The sequence below is a fragment of the Streptomyces roseofulvus genome (assembly GCF_039534915.1).
Classification (GTDB): Bacteria; Actinomycetota; Actinomycetes; order Streptomycetales; family Streptomycetaceae; genus Streptomyces; species Streptomyces roseofulvus.
Map to the genome: position 1 here is coordinate 246,450 of NZ_BAAAWE010000001.1, position 20,263 is coordinate 266,712.

Sequence of the window (20,263 nt, forward strand, 5' to 3'; positions counted from 1 at the left end):
CGTCGGACAGCACAGAGGCCGCTACTCGCTGCCATCACGATGCCGAACCACCCCTGACGCAACCCGCAGATCATCACGGCAGCAGAAGAGGACTACCTAGAGCGTTCGTGAATCACGTCCGGACGGCATATTTCACAGGCGCCCCGTTCTACTTGCACATCGCTGCGCGGGACGGACTGAACATCGTGAATCTCATCTCCCCTCCAACGGGCGTACCGCTGACCGTCCTGGATTCCTTCACAGTCAGGAATCCTGTGGTAGACGCTCCCGCCGCTAGTGACGTATACCCGCCGGGGAAGTGCCGACTGCGCTGTTCGGCAGTGGTCGCACTGGGAGCTGGGCAGGAGCATCACTTCACAGAAATCTTCGGCCATGCCTCCCATTTTCCTGCACTTGAGCCGTCGCGACCAGTCCATAAGAGTCAACTCCGCATTCCTCAAAGGGGCTTGACAACACTGGTCGCACTGCCGCTTGAGCTGCCCGTATGTGAGGCTGCGAGCAGACGAATCCGAGGTTCAATCTCGCTGATCCAGCTCCGTGAGGACCAGGTGGACCAGCGGAGGGCGTTCCGGGGGTGGGTGGGTCGAACGAGGACCCCGAGGACATGGTCGCCTCCGCAAGCGTCCAGCCCTCGTCGCCGTCCTCCAGGGCCTCCGCTCGCATGACGAGCGCGTGGTCGAGCAGCTCGCTTCCCGGGCGCTCACCAGCGGCCAGCGCACGGTCCACCGGCAGCGCGACGAGGGCAGGCGATCGTCGGGGCCGGCGGCGAGGACCAGGAGGACGACACCCAGGGCGCCGCCGAATCCGCCCTGCTGCACCTCTTCAGCCCCCGCGAGGCCGCCACGATCGCCGCCTTCCTGCGCACCCGGGTCTACCGGCTGAAATCGCTGGTGTGGCTGGGGGGGCTACGCCGCCGTCCCGTATGACGTCGCGGTCAAGGGTCGGCGTCACCAAGGGCTTCGCCTACGGGCGGTGGGTGCACCAGCAGTGCAACGCCCTGCGGGCTGGCGAGCTGCAGGACCGGCGCAAGACGCTGCTGGACGCGCCGGAAGCCGGGGTGGCCTGGGAGGCGGGCGAGGAGCGTGGGAGGCCAGTCTCACCGCGCTGCGGTCGTTCCGGCGGGCGACCGGGCACCTCGCCCCGCGGCAGGACGCCGTGTGGGACGAGGGCGAGGTGATGGTGCCATCGGGCAGCACATGGCCAACCTGTGCGGGAGGGCGGCCCGGGCGATCCGAAGCGGGGAGGGCGCGGCGCAGCCGGCGGCGATCGCCCCGGCCTGGGACTGCCCCTGGCCGCTGCGCTACCGCGTCCTTGCCGACCTCGTCGACGCCGACGGCCACCTGCCCCACAGCGCACCCGGTGTCGTCTTCGACGGCGACGACGTCGGCACCTGGCTGCAGCGGGCAGCAGAACCCGGGGACCTTGACGCAGCTGCTGCCCGAGCAGCGCGCACTGCTGACCGCACTGGGCATCAAGCGCGCTGAGACGCCGGCTCCCACCCCGAAGGCCGCGCGCGCGACCAAGGGGGCCGAGCAAGGGCCAGCAGACATTCCAGCCGGGCCAGCCGAGCAGTGGGTGGAGCGGGAAGGCGCAAACCGCCCGGTGCCCCGCGCACATGGCGAGGAGATCACCGTCGCCGTCGAGCCGGAGCCGGTGGTTGTGCAGCTGGGCATATGGATCTCCCACACCAGAAGCCGGCGCGGCAGACTCACCGCCGACCAGCTCGCCTCGCTCCGAAGCTGGGGGTGGACTGGGCAGGCTGATGCCGGCGTCCGGCCGTTGAGCCGAACCGCGCGAGGCCCTGGACGCGACGGTCCCAGGGCTACGCGCAGTGTCTCGGCGGCTGCTCCCGTGTGGGGCGCAGCCACGCGGGCCGGCGCTGGCCCGGAGGTTCGGCCCGGAGGGCGGGGAGGAGGGCGGCGACCCGGTCGAGCTGTTCGTGCTGGGCGTGCAGGTCCGGGGCGCCGAGGCGGACGACGACGTGCTGGGCGCCGGCGGCGGCGTACTGTTCCAGCCGCTCGAGCACCTGGTCCGCGGAGCCCGTGACGACGGCCTGGATCTTCTCCAGGTCCTTCAGCGGCATGCCGTAGGTGGCTCGCGCGTAGGCGTCCAGTGCGCGCCGGCCGCGCTCGGCGTCGTCGTCGACGCGCACCGAGACGAACAGCCCGGGCGTGACGTCTTCGGTGGCGCGTCCGGCTTCGGCCGCCGCGGCCCGGGCCGCGCGGAGGCCGGATGCGTAGTCGCCGGGGTCGGGCGGGTAGGGCAGCCAGCCGTCGTACGAGTGGCCGGTTCGGGCCAGGGCCGTGGGAGTGGCTCCGCCGAGCCAGACGGGTGGCCCACCCGCCTGGTGGGGCCTCGTCATGGCCGGGATGCCGTCGAATCGCAGGAACGTGCCGTGGAAGGAGGCCGCGCCGTCCCAGACCGCCCGCCACAGGGCGACGGTCTCGTCCAGGCGTGCGAAGCGCCCCGCCCATGGCAGCTCGGACAGTGCGTAGAGGGGGCGGCCGAAGCGGCCGGGGAAACCGGCGCCGACTGTCACGACGAGCCGGCCTTCGGACAGCAGGTCGACCGAGGCGAGGGATTGCGCGGCCTGTACCGGGCGGCGCAGGTGCGGCAGCAGCGCTGCCGTCCCCAGCGTCACGGCTTCCGTCGCGGGGGCGAGTGCGGCCAGCATGGTCAGCGCCTCGACGCGGGGGCCGATGAGGGTGTCGTTGACGAAGAGGGAGGAGAAGCCGGCCCGTTCGGCCCGGCGTCCGAAGGCGACGAGGTCCCGAGGGTTGTCGGCCGGTCCCCACTGGGCGGATCCGGTAGGCAGCAGTACTCCGATGTCCATGCCGGGGATCGTCGACGGCGGTGACGGTCGGCTCAATTCCCTTGGGGGAATGGTCTGGAAGCCCGCCTGCGGTTACAACAGGACCGTGGATTTCCCCCGTGCTCTTCGCGAGCACCGCGCCCGCCGCCGCCTGAGCCAGCTCGACCTCGCGCTGCGGGCGGGCACCACCCAGCGCCACCTCAGTTTCATCGAGTCCGGGAGGTCCGCTCCCGGCCGGAACATGGTCGTGCGCCTGGCCGACTCGATGGACCTGCCCCTCCGGGAGCGCAACGATCTGCTGCTGCGGGCCGGCTACGCCCCTGCCCACCCGGAGACCCCGCTCGACGGACCGGCCCTGGCGCCCGTGCGCACGGCCCTCGATCACATCCTTCGCGGACACCTTCCCTACCCGGCGCTGGTCGTCGAGGGCGGAGGCGGCCTCATCGCCGCCAACGCCGCTTTCGACCTGCTCGCCGAGGGCGCCGCCCCTGAACTCCTCGGGCCGGGCACGAACGTCTACCGGCTTGCCCTGCATCCCCGGGGCATCGCGCCCCGTGTCCTGAACCTCGCCGAATGGGCGCGCCACGTCCTGGCCCGCCTCGGCCACCTGGCGGAGCTCCGCGACGAGCTCGCCGGATACGTCCCCGCCCCGGACCCGTCCGGGACGGCCCTCGGGTTCGCGGTGCCGCTGCGCCTGCGCTCTCCGTACGGCGAACTCCGCCTCATGACGACCGTCACGAGCTTCGCCACCGCCGTCGACGTGACCCTCTCCGAGCTGAAGCTCGAAGCGTTCCTGCCGGCCGATCAGGCGACGGCCGACGCGCTCCTGACAGCGGCAGCGGTGGCTGAGGCGCGGGCGGACGGGGATCCGGGGCGGCGGAAGTGACCTTCTGGGCCGGAGAGCACCGGGTGAGCGGGGGTGATGCGGAGGACGGCGGTCGCCGCGGTCATGGGGTGCGTCGTACTGGCGACGGCGTCCTGGGCGGATGCACGGAGTCCGTCGGCGTCGATGCCGGCGCCGGCGCCGGGGATGGCCGGCTGAGAGGCTTCGGCGGGCGTGTCGGTGGGCCCGTGCCGTCCGTCAGAGTGCCGGGGAGCGTGGGCGACGCCGTCGCCGAGGGGCGCGAGCGGGTGTCGGCCGCAGCCTCGGGCCGCAGCGCGCTCTGCGCCGAGGAGTTGTCGGTGGTGTGTGGGGCTACGGGCGGGCGCTGTTCGCTTGGGAGGCCCTGGGTGGGACTCGGTCCGGGCATGTCGTCACGCAGGACATGCGCGGGGTGAGGAACCGAGGGCTCGGTGGTATCGGGTGTAGGTCTCGAAGACCTCGGCGACCTGGAAGCCGAGTCGGTGCAGCACGGTGCTGCTCTTGCCGTTTCCGTGGGTGACGCCCGCGAACACGTCGGTGGCACCCAGGACAGCGGCTCCGTACCCGATCAGCGCCCGGCAGGCTGCGGTGGCGTACCCCTGTCCTGTTGCCTCGTGGTCGAGCCAGTATCCGAGACCGTACTTGGGTGGGTCGACGGCTACGAGGTCAACGCGGCCGATGAGGGTGCCGTGAAGGCGTGATATTCGGCGGCTCGCTCAGCAGTGAGGGCGCACAACGTCAGTTGGGAGACGCTGGTTTCAAGTGCGGGAAAGACGTGCTTGTCGTGGTGACGGACGGCCATGTCGGCTGACCCTACGACGAAGGGCCGGCCCCTGCCATGGCATTCCTGGTGGCGTGAAACGAGGGGGTGGTGGTCGGGCGTGCAGCCGGGGCGGGTGCCGGAGAGACTGCCGTCGGCCAGGGCCGGGCGGTACTGGATCTCGTCGAGCCTGTGCTCACAGTCCGGGTGATCCGACGCAGGTCGGCGTCGGCGAGGCTGCCGATGTCGCGTTGATCTGCGGCCGGCGGCTGTTGTGAGCGCACCCGTCCTGGCCAGCCGCACGAGCTGGGCACAGCCGCCGGACACGTCCGCGACTTCGGCGCCGGAGCTCGGACTGCGGCTCTCGGCTCATCGGACAAACGTACGATGCCCTCATGACGCTCTACTTCGACGCGGCGGCGGCGCTGTTCCAGGTCTACCCGAGCTGTAACGGTCTCTGGGAGGACCGCCTGTGGCTCAACGTCCCGGGGCCCGTGTACGGCGCCGAGACGGACAACTGCGCGACGGGTCGACTCGAAGCTCCGCGTCACATCCACTACGGCGGTCAGTACCTCACCGAGTACGTGTACCGCCAGCCGCGCACACCGGACGAGGTGAGAGACGTGCTCGATGCCATCGAGGCGGACCCCATGGACGGCTACGCCTGGGACGGAGACCAGTGGTGGACACCGGAGTCGGTCCGGGAGTGGTGGCGGGACCGGAAGCGGATCCTGGAGTACCTGAGAGACCAAATGCGGGAGTGGGAGCGGTACGACCGGTGGATCCCGGACCAGCGCGCGGTGGAGGGCGCCCTGGACTTCGCGGCCTACATCGCCGGCGGCACCGACTCCGGAAGCCTGGAGACGGACCTGCGGATCTACCTCTACTGGCTGCAGGAACGCCGCTCTCCAACCCCGGCCGACCGACTCCCCGAACTCTAGGGCCTTCGCTTGGGAGCACCTCCTCGCCGACCCGATGAAGATCGCGGCGAGGTACATGGTGCCGTCTTGTCGTAGCGAGTGGCCAGGCCCCCGCCACTGCCGAGCCCGTTGATCCGCCGCTCGAATTCCGCGTCGCCGCAGATCACGGCGGATCGCCCGGGACGAGCACGTCCTGTCGGCCAGGACCGCCTTCGGGGCGACCCAGGTACGGCCGATGCGCCAGGGCGCTTCAGCGTGCCTTGACCTGGGCGAACTCCCATGCATCACCCGCCTGGCCGGGCGCGAGAACGAAGGCGAGCGGCCGGCAGCGGCGAGGTGGTTCTTCGTGGTCAGCCCGCCGCGGGACCGTCCGAGGGCATGATCGTGCGGCGGGCCGACGTGCCGAGCGAGACGGCGGTCGGCGCACAACCGGCCTTTCAGGGGGCAGCCCACCGGCTGCCCCCTGAAAGCACCACACCTGACAGCCCAGCGGCTCGCCGGGGCCGACGGGGCTTCGGTGGGCGGCCGGATCGTGGCGAGTCCGCCGGGCGCAGGCTACCGGACCTGCAAGCGGCGGACGTCCATCTGGTCGCCCCACCCGCGCTGCAGACACGCGCGGACAAGCTCGTCACGGACCGCCGCCAAGGAGCGGGCTGCCTCCTGGGCGTCGACCGCGACCACCCTGGCACCGGAGGTGCCGGAGGCATTGACCGTGACCTCCAGGGTGCCGCCGTTCTCGCGGCCGACCAGATCCAACCAGAAGGGGCCGTCGAAGAAGCGAACCCTCCTGCGGTCGCCGTCTCCGCTGCGGACATGGGCTACCGCGTCGAGCAGTTCCGCCAGGAAGGCGACCGGCATGTCGTTCCAGTGGGGTTCCGGGAACGCGAGTCCCGAGATCTCGACCCAGATGTTGCCCCACACGGAACCCGACCTGGCGAGATCGAGAGATTCCGTGTCGCAGACCAGCTTGAATTCCATCTGCTTCACCTCCACACCGGGTAGGCGGTCTCGATCATGCGCGTCTCCTTGTTCACCCACATCTCGACATCGAGCCCATTCGCCGATCCCCGCAGGAACACCCGGTTCCCTTGAGAACGCCCGGCGACCGAAGAGGACTTGTACGCCTGCCGGATGGTGGACTCGATCTCGCCCGGGGACATGTAGTCCGGGAACTTGGTCTTGATGCCGCTCTGCTTGTACGTCTTGCCTGCCGATGTGTGACGGTCCAGGACGTGGTCCATGTCCACGTCCACCTTGCGCCATCCCGGAAGGTTGACGGGTTTCGGGCAGTTGGTGTTGTGAACAAGGACCGGGGTCCCGCCCGCCAGCACATAGTAGGTGTGGACCTGTTCGACCGTGAGGTCGATCGTCCGCTGTCGCTTCTCGTAGCTCCTCGTCCTCTCGACCGTGGCCGTGCCACCGTCCGGCGTCCTCAAGGTCATGCCGACGGTCAGCGAGCCGGCGTCGATCCAGCGCTGCTGCGCGGATGCCCAGAAGGGGTGGGTCGTCGTGGTGGTCAGGACCTCGTCGGCGCGGGCGTCACCGGTGGAGATCGTGAGGTCGACGAAGTGCTTGTCGTCCTCGGTGAGGATCGTGGCCACGACCCTGCTGTGGCTCGTTCGGCCGGTCTCGGGGTCGGTGACCACGATCAGGTCGCCGACCTCCACGTCCTCGATCGCCTTCGTCGAGCCGTCGGCCATCAGCACCCGGGTGTCCGGGGTGAAGCTGTGGCTCGCCTGTGCGACCAGGCACTCGATGGGGGCCATGTCCCCCTTCTTCAGCCCGGCCTTGATGGCCTTGCCGACGACCTTCACGCCCTTGCCGAGCAGGCCGGTGCCGACGCTGATGGCCGCGTCGATGGCCGCTGCCTTGCAGGCGCCGGCGTTGCCCCGGTAGCAGCCGACGTAGTCGTCCACGCCGAGGATCTCGAGGATCCCGGGGCCGTCGGTGGGTCCGAACCAGCCCAGTTTCGCGATGGCCTGGCAGAAGTCGGAGCCCGCCTTCTCCCCGCCGGTGCAGTGCATGGCACGTGCCCAGTTCTGCAGGTTGCCCTCGTACGAGATCCGTTCGGAGTAGTACGGGAAGACCTCGACCAGTTCCGTCTGCGTCGGGATGTAGACGCCCTGGATGGTGATCGAGTCGTTCTTGGCGACGATCACGATCGGCTTCTGACCGTAGGTGCCCGACTTCTTCGCTTCCTCGGCCATGGCCGAGGCCGTCTCGTTGCAGCTCGTGGCGGACGTGGGGCAGTTGTTGGACGTGCCGTTGATGACGCCGTCCGTGTCCCCCGGGACTCCGGCGCAGATGCCGTCGGCTCCGCCCCCGGGGGATCCGTGGATGCACCTGAGGCCGTCGGGGTCGCTGAAGGTGAGCGGGCTGTTGTTGGCGTAGGCGTAGCCGTTGAGGGATTGCGGGTCGGTGGGGGCCAGGAGCGGGTCGACCGAGAGGAAGCGGCCGAGTGCCGGGTCGTACTCGCGGGCGCCGAGGTGGTGGAGCCCTGTGGAGGCGGAGTCGTCCTCGCCACCGACGAAGCCCTGTGCGCCGGGCCAGGTGGCAGGGGCGGTGCCGCGGACTCCGCCGAAGGGGAGGGAACGTCGCTGGGTGAGCTGCTGGCTGGTGGCCTTGATCGAGAGTTCCCCGGTGCCGAGGTGGTCGGCGAGGGTGAAGGAGACCGATCCGTCGTCCTCGATCACGGCCTGGTGGCCTCCGCCGAGGTCGGCGACGCGGGTGACCTTGGCTGTCGTGGCGCCCTTGGGCAGCGTCACGCGGGAGGCGCCGAGGTAGAGCGTGGTCTCCTTGGCGGTCCGTGCGATCAGCCGGTTGCCCTCGGCGTCGTACAGGTACTCGGTGACGTCGTCCGGCGCGCCCTCGACGGGCTTGGTGACCTTGGCGAGCCGGCCTTCGGGGTCCCAGGTCAGTCGTTGAGTGGTGCCGGCGACGGTCCGGCGCTCGGTGTTGCCGAGCGCGTCGTAGCCGTAGGTGTCCTGGGCCGTCCCTCCGGGGCCGGTCTGGTCGACGGCGGTGACGGCGTGGGGACGGGGCGCGCCCGGAGCGGGGTAGGTGTAGGTGCGTTTCGTGTCCTTCGTGGCGTCGCCGGTGAGGTCGTGGATGGTCTCGCCGGTCCGGTTGCCGGTCACGTCGTAGGTGTACGAGTGCCAGTAGGGCGCCGGTCCCCCGACGATCGTGCCGCTGGGCTCCCTGGCGCAGGTGGCGACGGGCTGCGTCCATGCCGTGGTGAGGCGGCGCAGGTGGTCGTAGGCGAAGCACTGGTTGTCGGTGCCGGAGCGTGAGACGTCCGAGACGCCCAGGATGTTGCCCGCCTGGTCGTAGCGGTAGGTGTCGTGGCGGTCGACGCCCGGCACGTCCTGGCGGTCGACCCGGGCGGTGGCCAGGCGCTGGGTGCCCCACTCGTAGGTGTTGGTCGCCCAGATCTTCTTGCCGCCGTTGTGGGAGAACTCGTGCTGGAGCGGCTTGCCGGTGAGGCTGTAGGCGGTGGTGGCGGCGAGGCCCTGGCTGCCGTTGACGGCGAGGGGACGGAGGGTCTGGGCCTCGTAGGTGAAGGCGAGGGCCATGGCGGGCTGGCTGCCGGCCGCCGGGAATCCGACGGCGCTGAGGGTGCCGTCGCCGTTGTAGCTGGTCGTCGACGTGTAGGTGCCGTCGAGGGCGTCGTCCTCACTGGCGGGGACGGTCACGGAGGACCGGGTCACCCGGTACAGCCGGTCGTAAGCGACGATCTTGCGGGTGTAGGCGTCGGTTCCGACGTAGCGGGTGGATTCCGCGAGGTGGCCCTTGGCGCCGCTGACGGTGTCGTAGGTCCACTTGGCACGCAGGGTGCCTGTGGCGCTGTTCTCGCGGAGTTCGGTGCGGCGTCCGAGCCCGTCGTAGACGTGGTACAGGTCGGTCGGGCCCGCGTCCGTGGCGGTGACGAGCTGTCCTCTGTCGTCGTAGTGCCTGGTTCCGCTGCCCTTGTCGGGGTCGGTGGTGGCGGTGAGCCTGCCGAGCAGGTCGTAGGTGTAGGTCCAGGCGTTGCCGGCCTCGTCGGTGATCCTGGCGAGCTCCCCGCGCGGGGTGTACGCGTAGCGCGTGGTGTCGTGCGGGGCGGTGGCCGAGCGGGCGTGGTGCTGCCACAGCTGGGTGGTCCGGCCGCGGGCGTCGGTGAGGGTGGTGGTCGCGGTGCCGCCCTCGGGCGGGATGATCGTGGTGCGGTCGCCGCCGTACTGGGTCCGTGTCGTGCCGATCGGGGTGCCGCCGTCTCCGTTGCCGGCGATGTGCTCGGTACTGACCGGCCGGCCGAGGCCGTCGTACGTGGTGCGTGACTGGGTCTCGACGGACAGGGCGTCGGTCGGCTCGAACACCTGCGGCTCGGGCGCGCCTTCGGTGTAGTAGGTGTCGAAGGTCCTGGTGGGCAGTCCGCGCTCGTCGTAGAAGACGTCGGTGATCAGCCGTCCGCCCTGCGGGCCGGGCTCCTGTGTCTGGCGCTTGCGCAGGTATCCGTCGTAGAGCGCGTACGTGGCGATCTGTCCGCCGCCCGGGCCGATGCCCTTGGTGATGACGGCGACCGGCTTGTTCTCCTCGATGAGGTAGGTGAATTCGTAGCTGGGTGCGAGGGTGGTGGCGCGATCGGGGAGCCAGACCTTGGACGAGCGGCCGAGGGCGTCGTGGGTGAAGGTGGTGACCTTCCCGTTCGCGTCGGTCTGGGTCAGCGGCAGGCCGCGGAGGGGGTCGTGGGTGGTGGTGTTGACGAGGGCCGTGGTGGCGTCGCCGGCTTTGGCCGGGGGTGTGGTGGCCACGGTCCTGGTGACGAACCCGGTGGCCGGTGTGCGGCTGGTGGTGGTCGTGCGGCCGTCCGTCCGCGGTGTGCGGACCGGGTTGCCGGTGCCGGTCACGGTGACGTCCGCCGTGAGGTCGGTCGAGGTCACTGCCCGGCCGTAGCCGTCGTAGGTGGCGCCGGATTCGAGATACCGGGCCGTGGTGCCGTCGTGGGATTTCAGCAGCGCGGTCGCGGTGACGTCGCCCTTGGTCGGGGCGGCACCGTAGGTGCCTGCGTCGTATGCGGTCCGGATGTCGGAGATGACGTCCTTCGAGCGGTCGACGGGCTCGCCGCAGCCCTTGGCGACGGTCTCGACGCGGGAGGGGAGCTTGAGGATGTTCTTGGCGGTGTTGGTGGCGTAGGTGGTGACGGTGCACTGGTCGTCGGCCGGAGTGGAGTCGTCACCGGCGTCGTCGACCTGGGTGACACGGCCGGCCACGGTGTCGTACGTGGTGGCGGAGGAGGTGGTGCGCCAGCTCGTTCCGGCGCCGTCGTCGAGGGACGTCCAGGACTTGCGGTGGGCGATGCCGGTGAAGTTCGCCGAGATCGTGCCCCAGGTGCGGACCTTCTTCGCGGTCTCGTGGCGCCAGGGCCTGCTGACGGACTTGGCGAGTGCCTTGCCGTTGTTGCCGGAGTAGGTGACCGTCTTGTAGAGGGTGCCGGCGAAGGCTTCGTGGTCGGGGATGGCCGCGCCTTCGCCCGTCTCCAGGGCGATGGTGACGCTCTTGGTGCCGCCGGAGGGGGCTGCTCGGTCTCCGTCCATGCCGCGCAGGAAGTACGAGTCGGACTGTGACTTCATGGCGGCGTCGCCGTCCTGACCGCCCGTCTTCACCCGGACCTGACCGTAGCCGCGCCACTGGCCCCAGGTCTTGTGCTTCTCCTTGGTCAGGCCGTCGTCGTCGTCGTAGTGCCAGGCCGCGGGGCCGAGGTAGGTGTAGCGGGTCACCTGGTCGGGGGCGCCGCCGGTGCGGTCGGTGGTGGTGACGGCGTCGACCACGTACTTGTTGAACCAGTGCAGTTCGGGGTCTTCGGTGGGGCCGCCGCCGAGGTACTGGGGGAAGCAGCGGGTCGTGTTGGTCTGCGGGACCGGCAGGCTCGCCGCGTCGCAGGCGGCGGCCGAGTAGTTCACGTCCGTCTGGCCGCCGTATTCGTCGGCGATGGTGGACAGCCGCTCCTTGATGAAGGGGGCGTAGCCGTCACCGGTTCTGTCGAGCCGGTTCGGCAGTTGCGTGTAGCCGAAGGTGGTGCTCGGCAGGGTGAGGGTGGGCGTGGTGACGGGGCCGGTGTGGCCGGTGTGCTGGATGGAGTCGAGGAGCAGTTGGTAGTTGACGTCCGCCGTGCCCCAGCGGTGTTTCAGCTTCCAGGAGTCGACGTCGGTGTAGCCGGTGCCGTTGAAGACCTGGGTGGTGATGCCGGTGAGTCGCTTGCGCGTCCAGAAGGAAGGGGCCAGGCGGCCTTGGTCGCAGTCGGTTCCCTCGTCGCAGTTGAGGTCCCACGGGGTGTCGTACCAGTGGGCCGCGTCGGTGGAGATCGACGGGCAGGTGGTCTGGGAGTCCCGCAGGCAGCGCTCGTCCGAGGCGAAGGTGACCTTGGCGAGGGCCTTGGCCGTGTAGGGGGTGCCGGCCGGCAGGCCGTATTCGATGTCGCTGAGGTGGCCGCCGCGGGTGTAGCGGGTGTCGTCGGTGGCCTTCAGGTTGCGGCCGTAGGAGTTCTTCTCCTGGGTGTAGTAGTAGGCGATGGCGCTGTCGCGGGGATCGATGACGTAGTCGAGGTTCCAGCGCCATGCCTGGTCGCACCAGGAGGCCGCGTGGGTGGAGGCGTGGCAGGGCTCGTCCGGGTCGTCGCCGTAGACGGGGACGGTCCAGGTGGAGTGGGTGGCGCGCTGGCCGGTGGCCCAGCCGTCGAGGCGGTGGTAGCCGAAGTAGTAGCGGACCCCGTCGGGGTCGGTGAGCTCCCAGTACTCGTTGTCGTTGTCGCCGTTGGCGCGGGCCGTCGAGGTCAGGCGCTTGACGCGGGTTCCGTCGTCGGTGCGGAGCCGGAACTCGTCCTTGCTGACGGGGACGAGTTCGCCGCCCTTGCCGTTGAAGCTGATGAACGCGTTGTCGTAGGCCCAGCAGAGGTCGCCGGGCTTGTTTCCGTCGGCGTTCTCGACGCCGTCGTCGGCGCAGGGCTTGTAGCGGCGTTCGATGTAGCCGGGCCACAGGTCGAAGCCGGCGCCGGCCCAGGAGCTCTGGTTGTTGGTCTCGCCGGTGCGGCCGTCCATGGCGGCGGAGGAGTATCCGAGGCCGAGGGAGGGCTTGAGGCCGCCGGGTACGTCGGGGACGGGGATGGCGTAGGACCAGGTGAAGTCGCCGGTGTTGAGGTTGGTCTGCCAGGTTGCGGAGGGGGTGAGGCTGGATGCCTGGTAGCTGCCGCTCATGGCGTTGTCGTCGGCCACGGCGGCCAGGACCGTCGTCTGGGTCCGTCCGATGGTCAGCGCCGGCGCGGTGAGGGTCGACGTCTCGGTGTCGTTGACCGTCTCGACGGGCTTTTGGGTGCGGCACTCCGCCTTGTGGGGGGTGGTGAGCGCGCAGGCGGGAAGTTCGACGAGGGTGAGGCGGGATGCGTAGCCGCCGCCGTAGGCGCCGGCGAAGCCCGCATAGTCGATCCGGGTTCCGATGGTCCGGTCGGCCGTGGCCGCGGGGCTGTCGGTGTGTTCGAGGGTGATGACGAGGCCGTCCACGCCGGCTGCCCGGGACTCGGTGCGGTCCAGGACGCGTGCGGTGATCTCGGCGCCGGTCCCCGTCAGGGTCAGGGGAAGGCCGGCGGCTTCGATCTCCGGCGGGCCGGCCGGCCGCTGGGTGGATCGTGCGGCGTGCGGGGCGGCGTCCGGCAGGGTCACCACGGCGGTGCCGGGCCGGGGCCATGTGGCGCGGGGCGCCTGCTGGGGCGTGCGAGGCAGAGTGGGGCGGGGGCGGGGTTTCACCTGGGCCGTGGTGCCGGTGTGTGGCCGTTCCGATGCCGGGAGCGCGGGGCGGCCCCGGCCGTCGTCAAGGGCCATCGCGACTCCGCCGGTGCCGGTGAGGAGCGACGCCACGGTGATCAGGGCTGTGGTCAGAGCGGTCCGTTGCCACCATGGGCGACTGCGCCGGTGCGGTCTGCCGTTCATCTCATCCTTCGTTCGCGGCCGCGGGCACACGAGGGTGCCGCTGCGGTTCTGGGGAAGACGTGATCGAGGGGTGCGGGCCGCCGGGAGCGTGGGTTCCCGGCGGCCCTTTCGTTCAGCCCAGGGGGGCGGTCGTGGGCATTCCCGGCTGGCCGAGCGCGAGGTACGCGACCTGGGTGTCGCTGAGGCTGCCCTGGAAGGTCCACAGGTCGGAGACGAGGCCGGACCAGGGACGGTCCGTGCCGGTCTTGGCCCGTCCGACCCACAGGGGTTCGACGGCCTTGTAGGTGAGGGTGTTCTCCGCCCAGGAGACGCTCACCGTGCAGTGTGGGTCGTCGGGTGTTCCGTCGGCGTCGTCGTCCGCGCAGGTCGTCTGCTCCAGTTCGCCGTTGACGTAGAGGGAGAGACGGCGTGCGAATCCGTCGTAGACGACGGCCAGGTGGGTCCAGTCCGTGCCGAAGAACTGCCGGTTGGCGACGACCGTCTGTTCGGCGGTGGTCCCGTCCGAGTTCGCGGTGACGATCTGCCAGCCAGGGGTGCCTCCCCCGTCTGGTGCGGGGAGGTAGCGCACGGTGACGGCGTCGCGCCGGCTGCCGGGAACGCTGAGCACGGTCGTCGGCGCGGTCGGGGTGGCTGTGGCCTGGAACCAGCCCGCTGCGCCGAAGCTGAAGCTGGAGTCCACGGGGGTGGTGGCCGAGATCGCGTAGTCGTCGACCCCGTCGAGGGCCAGTCCTCCGTCCACCCAGCCGGCCGTGGTCTTCGCCCCGTTCTTCAGGGCGAGCGGGTTGGCGGCTCCGAGGGCGTTCGGCGTGGATGTGGTGGTGCCCTGGCCCTCCTCGAACTTCCACCGGCCGGTGACGGTCGGGTGCTGTTTGAAGAGCTGGCGTACCTCGTCGCCCGACACGGCCCGGTCGTACAGGCGGACGGTGTCAAGTTCGCCCCTGAGGTGGTTGAGGGTCCCCGTCGGCGTGGGGAGGGCCCCCAGGGTCACCGGGCCGGTGGCTGCCCAGGGTGTGGTGAAGGGCTGGGTGTCGGCCAGGGCCCCGTTGATGTAGAGCCGCATCTCGGAGGTGTCGTAGTCGTTGACGGCGACGAGATGGGTCCAGGATCCGATGCAGCCGGCGGTGTCCGGGCAGCCCGACTGGGTGGCCCTGGTGACGGAGGCGCCGACCTGATCGCTGTGGTGTCGGCTGAAGACCCAGCCTCCCCAGGCGGAGGAGTGGTAGAGCTCGAATCCGCGTCCCGTCTGGCCGCTCTGGGCGACGGCGACCATGGTGCGGTCCTCCTTGTCCTTGGGCAGCTTGACCCAGGCGGACACGGCGAAGCTCTGGAAGGTGTCGAGCACCGGCCGGCCGGTGGTGGCGTGGTCGTCGGTGCCGTCCAGCTTCAGGGCCCGGCCCGCGATGCCCGGCTCCCCCGCCGTCGCACCGTTCTTGAGGTCGGCGTCGACCTGCTGGGCCGCGCCGATGGCCTCGGTGGCATCGGTGGCCTCGTCCAGCGGCCACACCAGCTTGGCCGGGCGCCCCGTGTCCACGGGCTGCTTGGCGGCGAGGCGGCCGACCTGGGCGTCGCTCAGCGGGTAGTCGAAGAGTTGGACGTCGTCGAGGGCGCCCGCGAAGAAGCTGTGGGGGGAACCCGCGACGGCGGTGGCGCCTATGAGGGTACGGCCGCGGGCGTCCCAAGGACCGTCGAAGGGTGCCGTTCCCACCAGTTTCCCGTCCACGTACAGCTTGATGGTCTTGGGCGTGTTCTCGAAGACACCCGTCACATGGGTCCAGGTGTTCATGCGGGCAGCGGCACACTGCGTGTCGGTGGCGGCGCAGGCCGGCTGCAGCGCCTGGGCCGCGGCGGGGTACGGAGTGTCGGTCTCGTGCCGGACGAAGACCCAGCCGTGGCGGGACGGTGAGAAGTACAGCTCGAACGCGGACCGGTTCAGGCCGGTCTGAGCCACGGCGACCGAGCCGGATTCCGGGCGCACCGAGGTCGGTTTCGCCCACACGGAGACGGAGAAGCTCTTCGCCGTGTTCAGTACGGGTGCGTCACTGGCCGCGTAGTCGTCGGTGCCGTCCAGCTCCAGGGCGGTGCCCGAGGCTCCCGGAGCGCCGGGCTTGGCGCCCCCGTACAGCGCGGCGGGCCAGTCGCCACCTCGGCCCGCGGCTCTGGTGGCTCCGGAGGATTCGTCGAGGGGCCAGGAGAGCCGGTCGGGCTGGCCGGACCGTACGCGGAACTGGAAGGTGCGGATCTCGCTGCCGTTGCCGGCGGAGTCGAATGCCTGAGCGGTGATGAAGTTGACGCCGGGCTTGGTCGGCATCGTCTTCACTGTCCGGGCGGCGCCACCGGACGTGGACACGCTGAGTCTGGCGGAGGGGTCGCCGTTGATCCCGTACCAGTACCGGACGACGTCGCCCGACGGGGAGTCCATGGTGAAGGAGCCGTATCGGCCGACTCCGTCCACCCAGGGGTCGTTCGGATCCTCCGGGTTCGACTCCGGGTAATGGGGCGAGGTGATGCCGGGTCCGGCGGGGACGGTCGCGTCGTAGAGCATCGAGCAGGTGGTGGCCGAGCCGGCCGAGGACCAGGGCGACCACTGCGCGCCGTCCCACGACCTCGCCGACCAGCCGATCGTCCTGTTCTGCGGGATGTTCGACGGCATCGTGACGGTGAAGGAGGAGCCGGACGCCTTGGCAGTGGTCCTGGCCGAGGTCCATCGGGTGATGAATCCCTTGCCGTCGCCGGAGTCCCAGGCCGCGTTGAACTGTGCGGACACCGGATCCTTGTCGGGGTCGGTGACACCGTTCGCGGTCAGTTTCGGGACGGAGCGGACCCGCTTGGGCGCGCTGGGCGATCCGCAGGCACCGCCGGGATCCTGGGTCAGCTGGGACGTCTTGATCTGGGCGGGCGGGCGGTTGTACTGCACGCGGAGATAGGCGTCGTCGGAGAATCTCTTCCAGGCGTAGGGATCGCTCTCGCTCGCCGCTTTCAGCCCGAAGGTGATGTTCGGCGCGCTGCTGTTCGCGGCCTGCTGCACCGCGTTCTTCACGCCGAACTCGGCGTCCTTGTCGCCGCAGCCCTCGTATCCGTACGCGAAGGAGGGGTTGGCCAGCTTCTCGATCCAGAAGTCGTCGTTGTCCTGGGAGTTCCAGGTCGTGGACGTGGAGATCCCCTTCGTCTTCCAGAGTTCGACTGTCCGCGGTGAGCAGGACGCCGACCATGTGTTGCGGACGACGAACTCCGCGGAGAGAACCGTCTTGCCGGCGAACGTCGAGGTCGGCAGCTGGTAGAAGAGACGCTTGGTGTCGTGCGGCATGCAGTACGACCAGCCGCAGTAGCCCATGCCCGCGTCGGCTTCGCCGTTGAATTTCCACTGGGGCGAGGAGGCCCAGTACTTCGAGGCCATCGTCCATGCGGTGGCCTTCGGCGAGGACCACTGGGGGTCGATGAAGACCGGGTACTCGGTGTCGGGACCGGCGAGGACCTCGGGGTCCGTGGTGAGAAGGAGTTCGTCGCCTCCGGCCGCCAACCGGACGTCCAGTGGGGCGAGGCGGCCGGACTCCGCCGCTCCGGGCTCGGCGTCCGTCCGCTCGGCGTCAGCCGGCGTTTCGCCCTCCAGGGTGGTGCGTGCAGTTGTCGTCGCGTCCGGCTGAGTGGGGCCGGCGCTGGAATCCCACATCAGGGGCGTGGGCGCGTCGAAGACCACGCCGCCCGACCCTGTGTCGAGGGCGCGCAGGCCGCCCTGTTCGGTCTCCTGCACCGTCATGCCCTCGGTGGCGAGCCCCATCCGCAGGGTCTGCAGTGCCGGGTTCCGGGCTCCCTCCGCCGACTTCACGACCAGGAGTTGGGTGAAGCCTTCGGGTTGTGCCGTCAGCCGGAGGTCGACGTCCGGCAGCAGGTTCACGTATGTGGCGGTGTCGCCGTGCAGTTCGGGGGCCGGCAGCTGACCGGGCCAGGACAGCTGGAGTGTCCTGCCTGAGCGTTCCAGGCGGACCAGGGGCCCTTCGCCGCCCGCTGAGAACTCGAGGCCCACTGTCGTGGCCCGCGGGGTGACCGGGTTGGCGCCGGCTGCTGTCAAGGTGGTGTCGACGTCCTGCCACTGTCCGCCGGTCCGGGTCCTGACGGGGCGCAGGTGTTCACGCGCTTCCAGGCTTCCGTCGGGCGTGGCGAAGACCTCGCGGCTCTCGCCGCGCAGGGAGAGCACCTCCACCTTCTCGCCGGTGCGGCGTGCTCGTTCCAGGGCCGCTTCCTCGGTGAGCGGAACCGCGGCGGACAAAGGTGCCGTTGCCGCGTCGGCGGCCGGTAATCCTGTGTCCAGCGCCATGGCCTGCGATGCCGCCGTACCTGCGGCTGTCAACCCGGCCATCACGACGGCCAGCGCTCTCCATACGTTTCTTCGTCGGCTCCGTCTGCGCTCTCGTCCGACTTCCAGCCGATCCATCCCGCCCCCTCGTGGCACTTCAGCGATCAACGCATGATCACCAAAGGAAATTAGAGAGAGCCGACCTGGAACACCATGGTGGCCAATTGGTGGTTAACCCTACCGAAAATGACCACACCACTCAGTTGTGAAATATGATTTCGATCACCCTCATTAAGGACGGGAGAATTCCCCGTGAACCTCACGGCGGTTTCAGTGGACGGGAAGAGGAGGCGCCGACCGCAGTCACGTCGTCGGCGGGGCCGCAAGCAGCGGGCTCACCGAGGACCGAGGGGCCGAGGCGGCGGCGGGAGCGGGTGGACGCGGCCGACCGTCACGGCTGCCGGGTTTCGTACACCGGTGCGTTCGTACAGCGGGTCGGGTGGACTGTCGTACACGCACGCCACCGAGCGGCCTCCGGAGCGTTGGGGTTGCCGTGACGTCGCGGAAAGAACGGTTCTGCACCGGGATGACGGTGCCGCCCGCGACGTCGGCTTTCGATATCACGCTCGAAGAAACGTTTCGGAGTACGCAGGTGTGGACACGCGCCGGCTGCCGCGTGAGGCAGCACGCATCGACGGGTCGGGGATCTGGCGGTCTGATCGGCCGGGAGCACGAGTCGGCGGAACTACGGCGGCTGCTGGCGGAGCACCGCCTGGTCACCGTGACGGGCGGGCCGGCGGTGGGGAAGAGCCGTCTGGCCGCCACCGTCGTCGCCGCGATGCCGAGCGGGCCGTGGGAATGTGTGATCCAGGTACGGTGGCAGGGCGCCGCGGCAGGCGGTCGTGACGCCCTGCTGGCCGAACTCGCCAAGACCGTGACGGGCTGGCCCACCCCGTGGAAGGCCGCCGACTTCGGCCACGTGGTGCGCGGCTTTCCCCCGGCTCCGGTCCTTCTGTTCCTGGACGATGTCGATCCGGTGCACACGGAGGCCATGGGGCTGGTGCAGCGCCTGCTGATCGCGCACCCGCGCCTCCGCGTCCTGGTGACATCGCGGCGGGTCCTGGGACTGGGCGACGAACACGTGCTGCGCCTGGCGCCGCTGAGCGTCGAGGCACGCGGTGAGGGCACCAACCGCCCCTCGCCGGCCGTGGAACTGTTCCTCGCGCGAGTACGCGCCACCGCGACGGACTTCCGCGCGGAAGGCGCGGCCTTGGAACACGCGACGCGGATCTGCCGACTGGTGGAGGGCAATCCCCTCGCCATCGAACTGGCCGCCGAGCAGACGGCCCACCGGCCCCTGGACGATCTGGCCGAGCGGCTCGGGCGCCACCAGGGCTGGTTGCACAGCCCGCATCCGATCCCGCGCCGCCACCGTTCCCTGCGGGAGGCCGTCGGCGCCAGCTACGTGCTGTGCGAACGGGAGCTGCGCGTGGTCTGGGGAAGAGCCAGCGTCCTGGAAGGCTGGTTCACCGAGGCGACGGCGGCGCTGGTCTGCGCGGGCGGAGCCATCGAGCCACAGCTCGTGCCCGCGTACCTGGCCCGGTTGGCCGCCGCGGGTGTGCTGGAGCCGTCACACGCCCCGGGCGGGCCGCGCCCCGTCCGCCACCGGATGACGCGGGTCGCCCGTGAGTTCGGCCTCGAACGGCTCCGGGAGGCCGGGGAGTTCTCGACGGCCGCCGACCGGCGGCTGGCACACTGCCGCAACACGGCCGCTGTCGCCGCGTACCTGTGGGACACCGGATCCCAGGAGCAGGCCGTCGGTCTCCTCACGGGCGAGCTCGACACCTTCGCCTCCGCCGTGCGGCACGCGGTCGACGAACCGGACCACGTGGAGACGGCGCTGGAAGCGGTCGTCAGCCTGTGGTTCCTGTGGGTGGCGTACCACCGGGTCGAGGAAGGCAGGGACCACCTGCTTCGTCTGCTGCCCCTCTGCCCCGAGGACCACCCCCTGGCCGTGCGCGGGCACTGGCTGGCCGCGTGGCTGACCGCCTACAGCGACACCGCCACCGCCCGCGCCCTCCTGGACCGGGCGTGGCCGGCGGCCGTACTCGCCGGCGACGACGCCGCCATCGGCCGGATCGCCCACGTGCAGGGCGTCGTCGCCCTGCACGAACGCGACGCCCAAGCCGCCGCCGCACACTTCCAGGAGGCCGCGGACATCATCCCGGCCGAGGCGTCCGGTGGCCCCTCGCCGGCTGTCAGCCAGGCCGCCCTGGCCGTGACCCAAGCGTGCTTCGACCCGGTGGCCGCCCCGCGCGACATGTGGCCGCCGCCGGGGACGGATAGGTTGCCGGGCTCGTGATCGCGCTGGACGAGAGGCAGTTGCCGACCGCGATCTCCACCTCACCGGCTCCGAGAGTCGCTGCCCCTCAGGACGACGGCCGAGCCCGTCATGCCGGGCGCTCGACGCCGACCCACGCCCGCTGGTACGGCCAGCAGCCTTGAGTACGCGCACACCACCACCTCGCCGAGGTCGCGACGGCTGCCTCACGTCCGGCGGACCTCGGTGGGGGCGTCCGTGAGTACGCTGGCGAAGTGGCGGATCAGCCCCATCTGCCGTTGCCCATCGCCTTGTTCGCGATGCAGCTGGAAAGGACGGC

8 protein-coding genes and 1 pseudogene are annotated in these 20,263 nt (G+C 70.4%); 3 read left to right on the top strand and 6 right to left on the bottom strand.

Annotation, left to right across the window (positions count from 1 at the left end):
* Positions 1–1,822 precede the first annotated feature (1,822 nt).
* Positions 1,823–2,833, bottom strand: a complete 1,011-nt coding sequence (locus ABFY03_RS01235; protein ID WP_346168857.1) for an LLM class flavin-dependent oxidoreductase — start codon at positions 2,831–2,833, stop codon at positions 1,823–1,825.
* Positions 2,834–2,918: 85 nt separating this feature from the next.
* Between ABFY03_RS01235 and ABFY03_RS01240 the strand changes: the two genes are divergently transcribed.
* On the top strand, positions 2,919–3,698 hold the full coding sequence (locus tag ABFY03_RS01240; protein ID WP_346168858.1) for an MmyB family transcriptional regulator: 780 nt from the start codon (positions 2,919–2,921) through the stop codon (positions 3,696–3,698).
* Between the two features lie 368 nt (positions 3,699–4,066).
* Here the strand turns inward: ABFY03_RS01240 and ABFY03_RS37855 are convergent, their stop codons facing one another.
* Positions 4,067–4,378: a GNAT family N-acetyltransferase gene (locus ABFY03_RS37855; protein ID WP_386723756.1), complete on the bottom strand. Its 312-nt coding sequence runs from the start codon at positions 4,376–4,378 to the stop codon at positions 4,067–4,069.
* A gap of 451 nt (positions 4,379–4,829) precedes the next feature.
* Here ABFY03_RS37855 and ABFY03_RS01245 point away from each other — a divergent pair, with 451 nt between their 5' ends.
* The gene (locus tag ABFY03_RS01245; protein WP_346168859.1) at positions 4,830–5,375 is read left to right on the top strand and encodes a ferredoxin; all 546 of its coding nucleotides are present in this window, start codon (positions 4,830–4,832) and stop codon (positions 5,373–5,375) included.
* 90 nt (positions 5,376–5,465) lie between these two features.
* Here ABFY03_RS01245 and ABFY03_RS37860 read toward each other — a convergent pair.
* The 4 genes and pseudogenes from ABFY03_RS37860 to ABFY03_RS01265 form a co-directional block, all read right to left on the bottom strand.
* Positions 5,466–5,732: pseudogene (locus ABFY03_RS37860) on the bottom strand (IS5/IS1182 family transposase); the annotation flags it as partial.
* Positions 5,733–5,909: 177 nt separating this feature from the next.
* Entirely contained in the window at positions 5,910–6,332 is a 423-nt protein-coding gene (locus ABFY03_RS01255) for a hypothetical protein (RefSeq protein ID WP_346168860.1), read from the bottom strand.
* A 5-nt stretch (positions 6,333–6,337) separates the two neighbouring features.
* Entirely contained in the window at positions 6,338–13,204 is a 6,867-nt protein-coding gene (locus ABFY03_RS01260) for a polymorphic toxin-type HINT domain-containing protein (RefSeq protein WP_346168861.1), read from the bottom strand.
* Positions 13,205–13,424: 220 nt separating this feature from the next.
* Complete coding sequence (locus ABFY03_RS01265; protein ID WP_346168862.1) at positions 13,425–17,624, bottom strand: LamG-like jellyroll fold domain-containing protein; 4,200 nt, start codon at positions 17,622–17,624, stop codon at positions 13,425–13,427.
* A 655-nt stretch (positions 17,625–18,279) separates the two neighbouring features.
* On the opposite strand from ABFY03_RS01265, the gene ABFY03_RS01270 reads away from it, so the two are divergent.
* A complete protein-coding gene (locus ABFY03_RS01270) occupies positions 18,280–19,965 on the top strand; it encodes an ATP-binding protein (protein WP_346168863.1) in 1,686 nt (561 codons plus the stop codon).
* The last annotated feature ends 298 nt before the right edge of the window (positions 19,966–20,263 follow it).

Excerpts from the sequence above, each read along its gene's own strand:
- ABFY03_RS01265 (WP_346168862.1), bottom strand. The coding sequence starts at position 17,624 with ATGGCGCTGGACACAGGATTACCGGCCGCCGACGCGGCAACGGCACCT.
- ABFY03_RS01255 (WP_346168860.1), bottom strand. The coding sequence starts at position 6,332 with ATGGAATTCAAGCTGGTCTGCGACACGGAATCTCTCGATCTCGCCAGG.
- ABFY03_RS01235 (WP_346168857.1), bottom strand. The coding sequence starts at position 2,833 with ATGGACATCGGAGTACTGCTGCCTACCGGATCCGCCCAGTGGGGACCG.
- ABFY03_RS01260 (WP_346168861.1), bottom strand. The coding sequence starts at position 13,204 with ATGGCCCTTGACGACGGCCGGGGCCGCCCCGCGCTCCCGGCATCGGAA.
- ABFY03_RS01245 (WP_346168859.1), top strand. The coding sequence starts at position 4,830 with ATGACGCTCTACTTCGACGCGGCGGCGGCGCTGTTCCAGGTCTACCCG.